Origin of the sequence: Rugamonas sp. DEMB1 (assembly GCF_029834475.1) — a bacterium.
Classification (GTDB): domain Bacteria; phylum Pseudomonadota; class Gammaproteobacteria; order Burkholderiales; family Burkholderiaceae_D; genus Rugamonas; species Rugamonas rubra.
The window spans coordinates 6,171,975-6,185,408 of the sequence record NZ_CP122407.1 but is presented as its reverse complement, the minus strand read 5'-3'; the positions used below and the strand labels follow the sequence as shown (position 1 = coordinate 6,185,408).

Below are 13,434 nucleotides of genomic sequence, written 5' to 3'. Positions count from 1 at the left end.
CCCAGGCCATGGCCGGGGCGGGGTAGAAAACAAGAATAGAAAATGACGAAGATGATTGAATTGGATGGCGCCACCGGCGAAGGTGGCGGCCAAATATTGCGCACCGCGTTGACCCTGTCGATGATCACCGGCCAGCCCTTCCGCATCACGAACATTCGCGCCAAGCGGCCCAAGCCGGGCCTGATGCGCCAGCACCTGGTCGCGGTGCAAGCCGCCGCCGCCGTGTGCAATGGGAACGTTGGCGGCGCCGCGGTGGGCGCGCAGACGCTGGAATTTGTGCCCGGGAAAATCCAAGGCGGGCAGTACGATTTCGCCATCGGCAGCGCGGGAAGTTGTACCTTGGTGCTGCAAACCTTGTTGCCCGCGCTGTTGTACGCGGAACAGGCTTCGCTGGTGCGCGTCAGCGGCGGCACCCACAATCCGATGGCGCCGCCGCTGCACTTCTTGCAGCGCGCGTATGGCCGCGTGCTCGCGCAGATGGGCGCGTCCATTGAGTTGGAGCTGCACCGCTTTGGCTTCTATCCGGCCGGTGGCGGGGTGGTGAGCGCCAGTGTCCAACCCTGCGCCCGGCTGCGCTCGATAGAGCTGATGTCGCGGGGCGAGCGGGTTGGCGGGTTTGCCGAGAGTTTTGTCGCCGGCATTCCATTCGATGTGGCCAAGCGCGAACTGGACTGCGTCGGCCGCAGCATGGGCTGGGAAGAGTCGCAACTATTGCCGCGCGGCCTGCCCGGCGAGCAAGGACCGGGCAACGCCTTGTTGCTCACTATGGAGTATGAACATGTGACGGAGGTGTTTGCCGGCTTCGGCGAGAAGATGGTGCGCGCCGAAACCGTGGCCAAGAACACGGTCCAGGAGCTGCGCCAGTACGTCAGCTCCGGCGCGGCGGTGGCCGAGCACCTGGCCGACCAGATCATGCTGCCCTTCGCCTTGGCCGGCGCCGGGCGTTTTACCACCAATCGGATATCGCAACACGCGCTGACGAACGCCGCCGTGATCGAGCGTTTCCTTCCCGTCGCGATTACCTTTGAGGACGGCGGCGAACACCAGATTTGCTCGATTGCGGCGAAAGCGTGATACGGCAAACGCCCGCCGGGATCGTTGCGCCTGCTTACTTCACCATGTTGAAGGGATCGGGCACGGCGCGCTTGGCGCCGTCGGCGTTGTTCCAGAAGTTCTGCACCACCCAGCCGTATTCAGGCAGACCGTTGACGAAGGGTTCGAGCATCTTCATGCCCGACGGCTGTTTCCAGTCGCCCTGCAGCTCGGCGCCGAGGGCGAACACGGTGTTGAGTTGCGCGCCGGCCGCCGTCATGCGCTGCATGGCCGCGTCCGCTTCGTACTTGCTCCAGGCGCCGGAGGCGTCCACCACGGGGTGGACGGTGTAGCCGTCGTTGAGCATGGACAGCGTGGGGAAGGTCACGCAGGTGCCCAGGGTCACACCCGAGATGATGATATGTTTGCGTCCGGTCTTGGCGACGATCTCTTCGAGCGCCTTGCGGAAGCTCGGGGCCCTCGTAGGCGTTGATGATGCCGGTGCGGCGGATGATGGGCTGCTGCGGAAAGATCTCCTTGAGTTCCGGCAGCATGTCGCCGTTCTGTCATTGGGCGTTCGAGGTGGTCAACAGCACCGGAATGTCGAGCGCCTTGGCCATCTTGGCCAGCGACACCACGTTGCTCTTGTAGCCGGAGCCCTGCTGGAAGTCGCGCACGCTGGCCATCAAACCGATCTGCTGGTCGACGAACAGCATGATGCTGTTTTGCGGGGTCGGCTTGTCGTAGGCGGCACGGCCGGCCTTGCGGGCGTCGGCGGGTGTCGACTTGTTGGCCATCATCTTGTCGCTGATGGGGCTGACGATGTCGGCCGGGCGCTCCTGTGCGAAGGCGAAACTTGCTGCGCTAACCAGTGCCAAAGCGGAAACGGCGCGAACGAATGGGGTTTTCATGGTGATGACTCCTGCAAAATGCATTGATTGGTGAACGGATGGATAAGGTGGCGCAGCGGGACCTGCCCGCCGCGCACGGTCAGGCCTGGCGCATCCAGGTCGGCGCAATGGCCGTGCCGTGGCCGGCGCCGTAGCCGAAGTAGACGTTCAAGCCGCCCAGGGGCTCCAAGTAGCGCGCGTTCTTCAACCCGCCGGCGTCCACCGTGTCAAAGCCCAAGCTCTCGGCCAGCGCCTTGACGGTTTGCTTGCCGCTGTCGCTGTCGCCGGCATAAAAGACCGTCACCTTGCGGCCGTCGCCAAAGTCGGCGCCTTGCCCCAGGACTTGGGCGAACACCGTGTTGAAGGCCTTGACCACGCTTGCCTCGGGAATGGCCTTGGCGATTTCCTCGGCGGCCGAGGTGCTGTGGCCAAGGCTCAGGCCCATGTAGTCGGCGGTCAGCGGGTTGGTGATATCGATCACCACCTTGCCGCTCAAGTCGCCCAGGGATTTGAGCGCGGCGACGGCGTCGCCGTAGCCGGTGGCGACGATGACGACGTCGCTGTCGGCCGCCGCCAGCGCCGCTGGCACTGCGCTAACACCGGGGTACTGGCTGGCCAGGGCCGCCGCCTTGTCGGCGTCCACGGCGGTGAGCTTGACCTGGTGGCCGGCGCGGGAGAGTTGCTTAACGAACGAGGAGCCCATGTTGCCGCTGCCGATGACTGTCACTTTCATGATGTTTTCCTTTAAATGTCGCTGTTGGTTTTTATGTCTTGCAGAATTGCTTGGCATGGGATGAACTTTATTGGAAATGCGGACGGACATAAACAGCGTAAAATATGATTAATTGTCTCAATTGGAGGAATAATGGATCGGTTTCTAGAAATGCAGACCTTCAACGCGGTGGTGGACGCTGGAAGTTTTGTCAAAGCCGCCGAGGCGTTGGCGATGTCCAAGGCGGCCGTCTCGCGCTATGTGGTCGACATGGAAACCCGCCTGGGTGTGCGCTTGCTGCACCGCACGACGCGGCGCCTCTCGCTGACCGATGAAGGGCAGATTTTTTATGTCCGCAGCAAGGAGCTATTGGCCGAACTGGCCGAGGCGGAGGACGAAATCACCTCGCGTAGCGATGCCGCCAGCGGGCTGTTGAGGATCAATGCGCCGTTTACCTTCGGCGTGCGGCATCTGGCGCCGCTGTGGGGGGCCTTCCGGGCGCTGCACCCCAAGGTCACACTGGATGTGACGTTGGCGGACCGTTTGGTCGACCTGGTGGAGGAAGGCTACGACGTGGCCATTCGCATCGCCAATCTGGACAGCTCGACGATGGTCAGCAAGAAACTGGCGACCACCCGCATGGTGCTGTGCGCGTCGCCGCAGTATCTCGAATTGCACGGCACCCCAACGCAGCCAAGCGAGTTGGCGCAGCATGCGGTGATTTCCTACAGCTACTGGTCCACCAAGGACGAATGGCATTTCAAGGGACCGTTGGGGCCGGTGAGCGTCAAGACCAATCCGTCGATTCACACCAACAACGGCGACACCTGCCGCGCGGCCGCGCTTGCCAGCCAAGGCGTCATCTTGCAGCCCAGCTTCCTGGTGGGCGACGATTTGGCGGCGGGAACATTGCTTGAGCTGATGCCCGAATTCCGCTCGATCGAGCTGGGCATTTATGCCGTCTATCCCACCCGCAAACACGTCTCGCCCAAGGTGCGGGCGCTGCTCGATTTCCTGGCCAGCCACTTCTCTCAGGCAGGGATGACGTGGTAGGCGGGCGCTGGATCAACAGTCATTGACGTGGCGCCGGATGCGCCAATCGAAACGGCTCGCCAGCACGCCGCCGTGCTGGTTCCCCGGGATGTTCCGCCTGTTCCTCAATGGGCGTTGAAGAGCGACCAGCCGTCGCCGTTGCGCCGCATGAGCTGGGTGGACAGGCGGTGGGCGTCGTCCTGCTCGTCGAAGAATTCGCCGGTTTGCCGGGCCAGCGCCGCCGTCGCCGCCGGGTCGGCGCCGTCGCACAGCAGGATGCGGTCGCGCCGTGGCACGGTGGCCAGGATGGTGCCGGCGAAGTTCGGCTGCATGCGCTGCCAGACCTCGTCGAGCAGCAGCAGCGTGGCCTCCAGCTCGCCGCCGGTGTGGGCCAGGCCGCAACCGTCCTTGGCGAAGAACTGCGGCTGCGGCATCGCCCGGCGCAGGTTGGCGCGGCCCAGCTCGGCCAACTCGTCGCCGATCACGCCGGCCTCGCGCAACATGGCCGGCGTGGCCATGACGAAGCCGTCGGCCAGGTCGAAGGCGTAGGTGACCAGCAGCTCGCCGCACAGCGGCGTGGTGCAGGGCCATTGCTCCTGCGGCACGCCGGCCTGGCGCAGCGCGTCGATGAAATGGACGTGCTTGATGCGCGGTTGCAGCTGCTCGCGCCGCAGCGAGGGCGTTTGGCGGGCGGCGGGTTTCTTCAAGAATCCAAACATGTTCATTCTCCGGCTGGTGGGAGTGCTGGCGCTGCTACCGAGGTGTTAAAAACAATATCAATATTGCAATTGTATGATGTCGTTAAGATGCTCTTTTGTCAACAAATATATCCAAGCGTGCGCATCGTCGTTCGTCGTTCGCCGTTTTCCGTTAGCCGTTTTCCGTTAGCCGTATTCCCGCCGGTCGAACGTGATCTACATCAATCCAACGGCAATCTCCGCCGATTCCTCGCGGCGTGTAACGCGCCCGTCACGGCGCGCTGCAACAATCAACAGTCCGGCACAGCCAAAGGGGAAGCGAGATGTTGAAGGAAGACGTCGTCGAATCGATAGGCGAGGCGGGGTTGCTGCTGCCCACTCGCATCAAGGCGGCGCTCGCCGCCAACGACCGGCTCAAGCTGCGCCTATCGGTGGTGCAGGCGGCGATCCAGCACGCCGAGCATCCCAAGCGCGGCGCGCTCGACCTGTCGCGCGAGCAGGCCGCCGCCGGCCTGCGGGAGGAATGGATGGACGAGATGCTGGCCTCGGCGGCGCGCGGCGGCGAGATGGTCTTCCTGCCCGGCCTGCCGCTGCTGTGCCGTGGCGCCGCCGCCGACCTGGCGGCGATGGCCAAGGCGCTGGGCGAGGGCGAGACCGCCAGCGCGCTGCGCCAGCGCGCCGCCCACTGGGTCGAGTGGCTCGACGCGGTGCAGGACGAGTCGCTGTCGAACGAGGACGTGGCCCGGCTGACGCGGGGCGACCGCGACCACGGCGACGGCGTGCACCTGGTGGTGATGGACATGCACAAGCAGCTCAACCGCGTCGCCGCCGCGCTGGCCAGCGAGGAGGTCGACGGCGCCCACACCTGGAACCTGACGGCGCCCGACCGCGCGCTGGTGGCCGCCTTCATGCGCGGCCTGCACCGCACCGCCGGCCTGAAGTTCGACCATCCCGGCCTCGACACGGCGGCCACCCGCGACGGCGCGCGCCTGCTGCTGCAGAACGACATCGGCACCAACGACGCCCACGTGCTGGTGATGCACGTCGCCGACTTGAACATCACGTTGACCTACTCCGACCTGCACCAGAGCCGCTTCGAGTTCTTCCGCGAGCTGCTGGCCGCGCAGGGCGCCAGCTGGTCGGTGGTCGAGCCGCGCGTGACGCCGGGCCTGAACATGGGCGCCGCCTACTTCGTCGGCACCGCCAGCTTCGCCTGCGCCGACGCCGACGGCCTCGCCCGCACGCTGCAGGAGATTGGCGCGCGCATCGTCTTCCTGATCGACTGGAACCGGGCGCGCAAGCGCCTGCAGCTGTTCGTCTCCAAGCCGGCCGCCATCGCCGTGCTGAACGCCGCCGCCGCCCTCGAGGTCGGCCACATGGCCTGGCTCAAGGCGGGCGGCGAGAAGCTGCTGTACGCGGTGATGCAGGCGGTCGGCGACGGTATCTTCCGCCTGGGCGACCGGCTCGACGGCGTGCTCGGCGAGACGGCGGCGCAACAGTTCCTGGTCGACGCCCTGGCCCTGGCCAGCCGCGCGCTGCTGGACGGCCGGCCGCTGGCGCAGATCGAGGACGAGACGCGGGTGCTGCTGACGCGCCAGCTGCGCGACTGGGCCAGCGAGTTCGAGCTGGCCGGCGAGCACGCCGCCTACTGCCACGAGCTGGCGATGGCGCTGCGCGACCTGCTGGCCCACGGCGCCGGCGCGCGCGAGGCGGCCGCCGCCGCGCTGCGCGCCAAGAACTGGGAGCGCCGCGCCGACGACCTGGTCGAACAGGGCCGCGCCGCCGCCAAGCGGCACCAGCGCTGGGGCCAGTTCGCCCACCTGCTGGCGCTGGCCGACGACGTCGCCGACGAGCTGGAGGAGGCGATCTACCTGCTCGCCCTGATCGTCGAGGAGCACGAGGACGCGCTGCGGCACGGCGTGCGCCAGGCGCTGCAGCCGCTGGCCGAGGGCGTGCTGGAGGCCTGCGAGAACTATGTCAAGGCGCTGGCGTTGGCCGCCACGCTGAGCCACGGCGCCGAGATGGACTCGTCGGACGCCTTCCTCGACGCCACCTGGCGCGTGGTGCTGGCCGAGCGCGCCTGCGACGAGCAGTTGCGCGCCGCCCGCCGGCTGATCCTCAAGGAGCTGTCCAAGGCCGCCGAGATGACGCTGGCCGGCGACCTGGCCGGCACCATCGAGCGCGCCTCCGACGCGCTGATGGTGGCCAGCTTCGCGCTGCGCGAGGTGGTGCTGGCGCGCACCGGGGCGGTGGCGTGAGCGCCTGGCGCGCCGAGGCGCCGCCGGACAGTGCCGCCGCCGCCGTCGGCGTCTACCTGATCGGCTGCGGCGCCGCCGCCGACAACAACGACAACAGCGACAGCGACAGCGACACGGCCGCCGCGCCGACGCCGGCGCAGGTCGGCTTCAAGGCCTACAACCTGCTGCGCATGGCCGAGCTGGGCCTGCCGGTGCCGCCGGCCTTCGTGCTGGGCACCGGCTTCTGCGCGCCGCAGCGGCGCGCCCAGGCCGGCGACTGGCGGCCGGCGCTGCGGCGCCTGGAGGCGGCCAGCGGGTTGGGCTTCGGCGACGCGCGCCGGCCGCTGCTGCTGTCGGTGCGCTCGGGCGCGCCGGTGTCGATGCCGGGCATGATGGAGACGCTGCTCAACGTCGGCCTGAGCGAGCGCACGCTGCCCGGGCTGGTGGCGCAGACCGGCAACCCGCGCCTGGCCTGGGACGCCTACCGGCGCCTGGTGGCCTGCTTCGGCGAGGTGGTGGCGCAGGTGCCGGCCGCCCTGTTCGAGGCCGAGCTGGCGCGTCTGGCCGGCGGCCGCGACGAGCGCGAGCTCGATTTCGCCCAGCTGCGCGAGCTGACACGGCGCTTCCTCGCCGTCTACCGCGACGCCACCGGAACGTCCTTCCCGCAGGAGCCGGACGAGCAACTGGGCCGCGCCGTGGCGGCGGTGTTCGACTCCTGGCAGGCGCCGCGGGCGCGCGACTACCGCCGCCTCAACAATATCGACGACGCCGTCGGCACCGCCGTCACGGCGCAGGCCATGGTGTTCGGCAACGCCGGCGGCATGTCCGGCGCCGGCGTCGGCTTCTCGCGCGACCCGGTCAGCGGCGCGCCGGCGCTGTGGCTCGACTTCCTGTTCAACGCCCAGGGCGAGGACGTGGTGTCGGGCCGGCGCAGCGCGCACGGCCACGAGGCGCTGGCCGGCGCCCTGCCCGGGGTGTGGGACGAGCTGGGCGCCGCCGCGCGGCAAATCGAGCGGGCCTTCGGCGACATGCAGGACTTCGAGTTCACCGTGCAGCGCGGCCGGCTGTTCATGCTGCAGGCGCGCGCCGGCAAGCGCTCGGCGCGCGCCGCCGCGCGCATCGCCCTCGACCTGTTCGACGAGGGCGTGATCGAGCGCGCCGAGGCCTGCCGCCGCACCGCCGGCCTGGACGAGCAGGCGCTGACGTTGCGCCGCGTGGCGGCGGCGGACGGCGCCGCGCCGCCGGCCATCGCCAGCGCCAGCGTCGCCGGCGGCGGCGTGGCCAGCGGCGCGATCGCCCTCGACGAGGCGCGCGCCCGCGCCGAGCGGGCCGCCGGCCGCGCGGTGATCCTGCTGCGGCGCGACGCCGAGACGGCCGACATCGGCGCGCTGGCGCTGGCCGACGGCCTGCTCACCGAGCGCGGCGCGCGCACCTCGCACGCCGCCGTGGTGGCGCGGCAGATGGGCAAGGTCTGCCTGGTGGCCTGCGCCGGCCTGCGCATCGACGAGGCGGCGCGCCAGGTCACGCTGGGCGAGCTGGTGCTGCGCGAGGGCGAGCAGATCACCCTCGACGGCAACGAGGGCCTGGTCTACGCCGGCGCCGTCGGCCTGGTCAGCGAGCGGCCGCTGGACCTGCTGGCGCGCCTGGCCGCCCTGCGCGGCTGAGCGGCCGGGCGCTCGAGTGGCTGAGCGCCCGAGCCCTTGAATGGCTGGCCGGCCGGGCGCGGCCGGCGCCGCCTGGTTGGCTCAGTCGGCCAGCTCCGCGTCCAGCCAGACCGCGCCCGGCCCCTGCGCCGCCAGGGTGTCGGCCGGGTTGCGCAGGCGGCAGCGCTCCAGCGACAGGCAGCCGCAGCCGATGCAGTCGTCGAGGTTGTCGCGCAGCCGCTCGAGCATGCCGATGCGCTCGTCGAGGCGGGCGCGCCAGGCCAGCGACAGCCGGGTCCAGTCGTCGCGCGTCGGCGTGCGGCCGTCGGGCAGGGCGCGCAGGGTTTCGGCGATCTCGGCCAGCGGCACGCCGACCCGCTGCGCGGTGCGGATGAAGGCGACCCGGCGCAGCACGTCGCGCGGGTAGCGGCGCTGGTTGCCGGCCGTGCGGCTGCTGTGGATCAGGCATCGGCCTCGTAGAAGTGCAGCGCGGAGACGGCCACGCCGCTGCGCCTGGCCACCTCGCCCACGCTCAAGACGTGCTTGATCCCTTCGCCACACTGCTGTTCCATCGTCGATGCCCCTCATTGAATCCGCGCTTGACATCAATCTTACTTGAGGTTTTACACTGGGTCCAGTTGCGCATCCACTTCAAGAAAGGCATCGTATGCTGAAGAAATTGACATGGCCAGCTACAGCCCGGTGGACCAGGCGCGCGGCTAGTTGACGGGTGGCGGGCCTAGCGTTCGGCGCCGCAGACCAGCGCGAGGGCGCGGGCGCAACCGTCGTAGTCGAGCGCGGCCAGTTGCTCGACCGCGCGCAGCAGGCCGGCGGCGCGGCCGGCGGCGTCGTCGTCCGGGCGCAGGCCCAGGCGGCTGCGCACCTGCACGTAGGCCGAGTGTTGGAACTCCTCCAGCACCTGCTCGTGCGGCATCTGGCCCAGCTCGGCCAGGCGCTGGCGGGCGTGGCACTGGAACACCTCGTCGCCCAGCCTGGCGGCCATCGCGTCGACCATGTCGAGGCAGCCGATCTCGTGGCCGCCCAGGTGCAACTGGCGGAACACCTGCGCCGCCTGCGCCAGGAAGTACAGGTCCTGCGCCTGGCAGTTCAACGTGCGGCCCGAGGTCAGCGCCTGGAACAGGTGCTCGGCGCGGGCCGGCGCGTTGACCATCTCGGCCTGGAAGGCCAGATACACCTCCAGCACCTTGAACTGCAGCCAGTACGGCGAGTGCGGCCCCAGCATCAGCTTTTCCAGCGCGGCCAGGCTGTTGCGGTGCAGGCCGATCTTCGATTGGTAGGACAGCTGCATCTCCAGCTGCGCCGCCTTCAGGTAGGGGCCGAGCGGCAGCGCCTGGGCGTCCTGCAGCAGGTAGTTCAACTCCTGGTGCATGCCGCACTTGAGCAGCAGGCGCGGATACTCCTGCCAGTAGGCGTTTTGCAGCGTCACCGCCGCGTTGCCCAGGCGGTCCATGGCGCACAGCTCGGCCAGCGTCGCGCCGATGCCGTAGCGGCGTTGCAGCTCGCCCTGCTCGTGCGCCCGCTGCGGCGCCAGTTGCTGGTACAGCGCGGCGGCCTCGCCGGTGCGCTCCTGCCAGCGCTCCAGGCGGATCAGGTTGATCCACGGCTGGATCACGTTGAGCAGTTGCTGCGGCTGGCCGGCGGCGGCCTGCGCCTGCCAGAAGCGGATCTGCGCGTCGCACAACTGGCGCGCGGCGTCCAGGTTGCCGCGATAGGCCTCCTGCAGCGCCAACAGGTTCAGCTGCTGCGGCAGCTCGTCGACGGCGCGCGCGCGCACCGCCGGCAGCAGGCCCTGCAGCACCTTGCGACGCCAGCCGGACAGCGGGGCGCGAATCAAACGGTCGGCCGGTACGATCAGCGGTTGGTAAAAAGTCGGGGTAATGTGGGCGGTCATAGTGAGCCAGGTTGTACGCCGACTGCGGGCGGAGAGAAACACGCACCTGCGCGTGTAGACGCCCCGATTTGACCATACCGCCTAGCTTGCGGTAACTGTCACTTCTGCGAGGATGGGGCGGCCGGACCGGCCGGCCGCCCCTCAGTCGGCGCGCAGCACGCCGTAGCGCAGGCCGCTCTCCTTCAGGTAGGCGCGGTAGGCCAGCGACATGCGGTCGCAGACCACCGACACCTCGGCGCCGGGGATCAGCGGCAGGCGATGCGGGCGCTGGCTCTCCAGGATCGGCTGGTCCTGCAGGAAGATGGTGTCCTGGAACTGGCGCAGCGCCGCCTCGCTGGAGATAAAATCGTCCAGCGCCAGGATGATCCAGACCCGCGTGCTGGTTTCCGTCAGCGGCTGCAGGTGCAGGCTGATGGCCTCGCGCACGCCGCCGGCCGACTGCTTGGTCAACACCGCCGTCAGCGGGCGCGGCACGCGGTAGGTGTAGTCGATCTCGGCGCCGCCGCTGGCGGCCTTGCTGGCCCGCGGCTGCCAGGCGCGGCACTGCACGGCGCGCACGCCGCGGCCGTACTCGGCGTCGTCGAATTTTTCCACCGTGTAGTCGGCGATGGCGGCGCGCTGCTGCTCGCCGAGGATGCCCTCGTGGACGAAGGCGAAATGGGCCATGTCGAGGAAGTTCTCGACGATGCGCGGCGCGCTGCTGCGCACGTCGTAGGGGCCGCAGAACACCTTGCGCAGCGCCGGGTCTGCGTACTCGGGCAGCGGCGGCGGCGCGCCGCCGGCCGCGCCCAGGCAGACCCAGACCAGGCCGTAGCGCTCCTGCACCGCGTAGGTGGCCACCTGGGCCTTCAGATTGGCCTCGCCCAGCTCGGGCAGGGCGGGAATGTGCTGGCACTTGCCGGCGCTGCCGAAGCGCCAGCCGTGGTAGGCGCAGCGCAGGCCGTCGCCCTCGACGCGGCCCATCGACAGCGGCGTGCCGCGGTGCGGGCAGCGGTCCTCCCAGGCGTGCAGCTGGCCGGCCTGGTCGCGCCACAGCGCGACGGCCTGGTCGAGCAGTTGCAGCGCCTGCACGGCGCCGGCCTCGACGCGCGCGGCGACGGCGACCGGCAGCCAGTCGTTGAACAGCACGGGGTCGCGCTGCGGGATGTTGGGAATGGTGTCCATGGTCTCGGCCGGTGGCGGGTGGAACGGAACGGCCCGTGGCACCGGCGCGCCGCCCCCTTGCGGAGGCGGCGGCGCCGACGGCACGGGCCGGGATGGAGCCGCTGCTGTGGCGCGCTCGCTTACTTCGGAATGCTGCCGTCGACGCCCTGCACGTAGTAGTTCATCGACAGCAGCTCCTTCAGCGGCAGGACGGCGCCGGCGGCCACCTTGATGGCGCCCGACTGGTCCTTGATCGGACCCTGGAAGGGATGGAATTTGCCGCTGATGATCAGCGCCTTCTTCTCCTCGAAGATCTTGGCCGCCTCGGCCGGCACCACCGGATTGAGCGGCGACATCTTGACCATGCCCTCCTGCAGGCCGCCGCGCACCTCGCCGGTCTTCCAGGTCTTCGCCATCACCGCCTTGGTGGTGTCGATGTAGTAGCCGCCCCAGTTGTTGGTGCTGGCGGTCAGGTGCGCCTTGGGCGCGAACTTGAGCATGTCGGAATCCCAGCCGAAGGCGTACACGCCTTTTTCCTGCGCCACCTGCAGCGTGGCCGGCGAGTCGGTGTTCTGGTTGAGCACGTCGACGCCCTGGGCGATCAGCGTTTCGGCGGCCTGGCGCTCCTTGGCCGGGTCGTACCACGAGTTGACCCAGATGACCTTGGTCTTGATGGTCGGGTTGACGCTCTGCGCCCCCAGCGTGAAGGCGTTGATGTTGCGGATCACCTCGGGAACGGGGAAGGACGCCACCACGCCCAGGCTCTTCGACTTGGTCATTTTGCCGGCCACCACGCCGAGCAGGTAGGCGCCCTCGTACATGCGGGTCTCGTAGACGCCCATGTTCTTGCCGGTCTTGAAGCCGGTGGCGTGCTGGAACACCACGTTGGGGAAGGCCTTGGCCACCTTTTCGGTCGGGTTCATGTAGCCGAAGGAGGTGGTGAAGATCAGCTGGTTGCCGTCGCTGGCCAGCTTGCGGATCACCCGCTCGGAGTCGGCGCCCTCGGGCACGTTCTCCACGTAGGTGGTCTTGATCTTGGCGCCGAGCGCCTTTTCCAGCGCCAGGCGGCCCTGGTCGTGGGCGTAGGTCCAGCCGGCGTCGCCGACCGGGCCGATGTAGATGAAGCCAACCTTGAACGGCTCCTCGGCGTGGGCGGGAACGGCGGCGGCCAGGCCCAGGGTGGCGGCGATGGAGGCGAAGGCGAGCAGTGTGCGGCGGTTTAACATGGGTCTTCCCTTTCAGTTGGAAGGCCCGGCGCCAAGCCGGGCGCGGGGATCAGAAATGGTATTCGGCGCGGATCATCGGGGTCTTGGCGGTGGCGCCCGGATTGCCGTGGTCCGAGTTGCCGAACTTGTTCTTCCAGTACTGGTACTCGAGGCCGACCTTGAAGGTGTTCTTGCCGGCGCCGACGGCGGCGCTCAGGTCGTACATGATCTGCATGTCGATGTTGGTCTCGCTGGCGGTGTCGCCGCCGAACTCGTTCTTGCCCTTGCTGCCGATGAAGTTGGCGAAGCCCTCGAAGGACAGCGGGATGCCGACGTTGAAGGGGATGCCCCAGGCCGCCGTCAGCATCGGATGCACCTTGTAGCTGTAGCGCGGCGTGGCGGTCTGCGAGAAGGTGCTGTAGGGCGCGTTGCTCTCCCACAGGGCGAACAGGCTGACGTCGAGGAAGCCGGGCACGTCGAGCATCAGCGTGGGGCCGGCGACGACCATCCGTTTCTTCGAGTTGTAGCCGGCGTCGGTCTTGGTGTTGTAGTCGAAGCCGGCGCTGGCGCCCAGGCCGCGCACCGGACCGGCGGCGAACGAACGGCCCATCACCTTGCCCAGGTCCAGCGTGTGGCGGTAGACCACGTAGGCCTCGTGGGCGCCGCTCTTGGCGCCGGCCGACGAGGGGTCGGCGTCGGAGGACATCAGCAGGTCGACGTTGAGGAAGTTCTTGCCGTACTTGTAGCCGCTGGCGCTGGTCAGGTTGACGATGCTCTTGCTGATGTCCTTGTTGTTGAACGGCTCGGCGTACTTGGTGCCGTAGCGGTAGCCGATCGAGGTGTCGCTCCAGTCGGCGGCGTGGGCCGCGCAGCCGCAGGCGGCCAGCAGGGTCAGGGCAATGCCGTGTTTCAGCAGTTGTGGTTTCATGC

General features: G+C 68.7%; 12 protein-coding genes and 1 pseudogene. 4 read left to right on the top strand and 9 right to left on the bottom strand.

Annotated features, from left to right (window positions below):
- Positions 1–51 precede the first annotated feature (51 nt).
- Positions 52–1,074: an RNA 3'-terminal phosphate cyclase gene (rtcA, locus tag QC826_RS28490; RefSeq protein WP_279766622.1), complete on the top strand. Its 1,023-nt coding sequence runs from the start codon at positions 52–54 to the stop codon at positions 1,072–1,074.
- A gap of 34 nt (positions 1,075–1,108) precedes the next feature.
- Here the strand turns inward: rtcA and QC826_RS28485 are convergent, their stop codons facing one another.
- From QC826_RS28485 to QC826_RS28475, 3 genes are all read right to left on the bottom strand, one after another.
- Positions 1,109–1,447 (bottom strand): isochorismatase family protein, encoded by a 339-nt coding sequence (locus QC826_RS28485; protein ID WP_279766621.1) that lies wholly within the window; start codon positions 1,445–1,447, stop codon positions 1,109–1,111.
- Between the two features lie 151 nt (positions 1,448–1,598).
- Positions 1,599–1,943: a hypothetical protein gene (locus QC826_RS28480; protein ID WP_279763424.1), complete on the bottom strand. Its 345-nt coding sequence runs from the start codon at positions 1,941–1,943 to the stop codon at positions 1,599–1,601.
- 79 nt (positions 1,944–2,022) lie between these two features.
- Positions 2,023–2,655 (bottom strand): NADPH-dependent F420 reductase, encoded by a 633-nt coding sequence (locus tag QC826_RS28475; protein ID WP_279763423.1) that lies wholly within the window; start codon positions 2,653–2,655, stop codon positions 2,023–2,025.
- 132 nt (positions 2,656–2,787) lie between these two features.
- On the opposite strand from QC826_RS28475, the gene QC826_RS28470 reads away from it, so the two are divergent.
- Positions 2,788–3,687: a LysR family transcriptional regulator gene (locus tag QC826_RS28470; RefSeq protein WP_279763422.1), complete on the top strand. Its 900-nt coding sequence runs from the start codon at positions 2,788–2,790 to the stop codon at positions 3,685–3,687.
- Between the two features lie 104 nt (positions 3,688–3,791).
- Here the strand turns inward: QC826_RS28470 and QC826_RS28465 are convergent, their stop codons facing one another.
- Positions 3,792–4,385, bottom strand: coding sequence for a DUF1444 domain-containing protein (locus tag QC826_RS28465; RefSeq protein ID WP_279763421.1), 594 nt, complete (start codon positions 4,383–4,385; stop codon positions 3,792–3,794).
- Between the two features lie 302 nt (positions 4,386–4,687).
- On the opposite strand from QC826_RS28465, the gene QC826_RS28460 reads away from it, so the two are divergent.
- Positions 4,688–6,622, top strand: coding sequence for a phosphate transport regulator (locus QC826_RS28460; protein WP_279763420.1), 1,935 nt, complete (start codon positions 4,688–4,690; stop codon positions 6,620–6,622).
- Positions 6,619–8,265 carry a PEP/pyruvate-binding domain-containing protein gene (locus QC826_RS28455; RefSeq protein WP_279763419.1) on the top strand — a complete coding sequence of 549 codons (1,647 nt, stop codon included), beginning with the start codon at positions 6,619–6,621 and terminating at the stop codon, positions 8,263–8,265. The genes QC826_RS28460 and QC826_RS28455 overlap by 4 nt, the downstream gene beginning before the upstream one ends.
- A gap of 81 nt (positions 8,266–8,346) precedes the next feature.
- Here QC826_RS28455 and soxR read toward each other — a convergent pair.
- From soxR to QC826_RS28430, 5 genes and pseudogenes are all read right to left on the bottom strand, one after another.
- Positions 8,347–8,816 (bottom strand): annotated as a pseudogene (gene soxR, locus QC826_RS28450) (redox-sensitive transcriptional activator SoxR).
- A gap of 167 nt (positions 8,817–8,983) precedes the next feature.
- A complete protein-coding gene (locus QC826_RS28445) occupies positions 8,984–10,156 on the bottom strand; it encodes a hypothetical protein (RefSeq protein WP_279763418.1) in 1,173 nt (390 codons plus the stop codon).
- A gap of 141 nt (positions 10,157–10,297) precedes the next feature.
- Positions 10,298–11,320, bottom strand: a complete 1,023-nt coding sequence (locus QC826_RS28440; RefSeq protein WP_279763417.1) for an aromatic ring-hydroxylating oxygenase subunit alpha — start codon at positions 11,318–11,320, stop codon at positions 10,298–10,300.
- Between the two features lie 119 nt (positions 11,321–11,439).
- A complete protein-coding gene (locus QC826_RS28435; protein WP_279763416.1) occupies positions 11,440–12,525 on the bottom strand; it encodes a BMP family ABC transporter substrate-binding protein in 1,086 nt (361 codons plus the stop codon).
- Between the two features lie 49 nt (positions 12,526–12,574).
- Positions 12,575–13,432 carry an outer envelope protein gene (locus tag QC826_RS28430; protein ID WP_279763415.1) on the bottom strand — a complete coding sequence of 286 codons (858 nt, stop codon included), beginning with the start codon at positions 13,430–13,432 and terminating at the stop codon, positions 12,575–12,577.
- Positions 13,433–13,434: the final 2 nt, after the last annotated feature.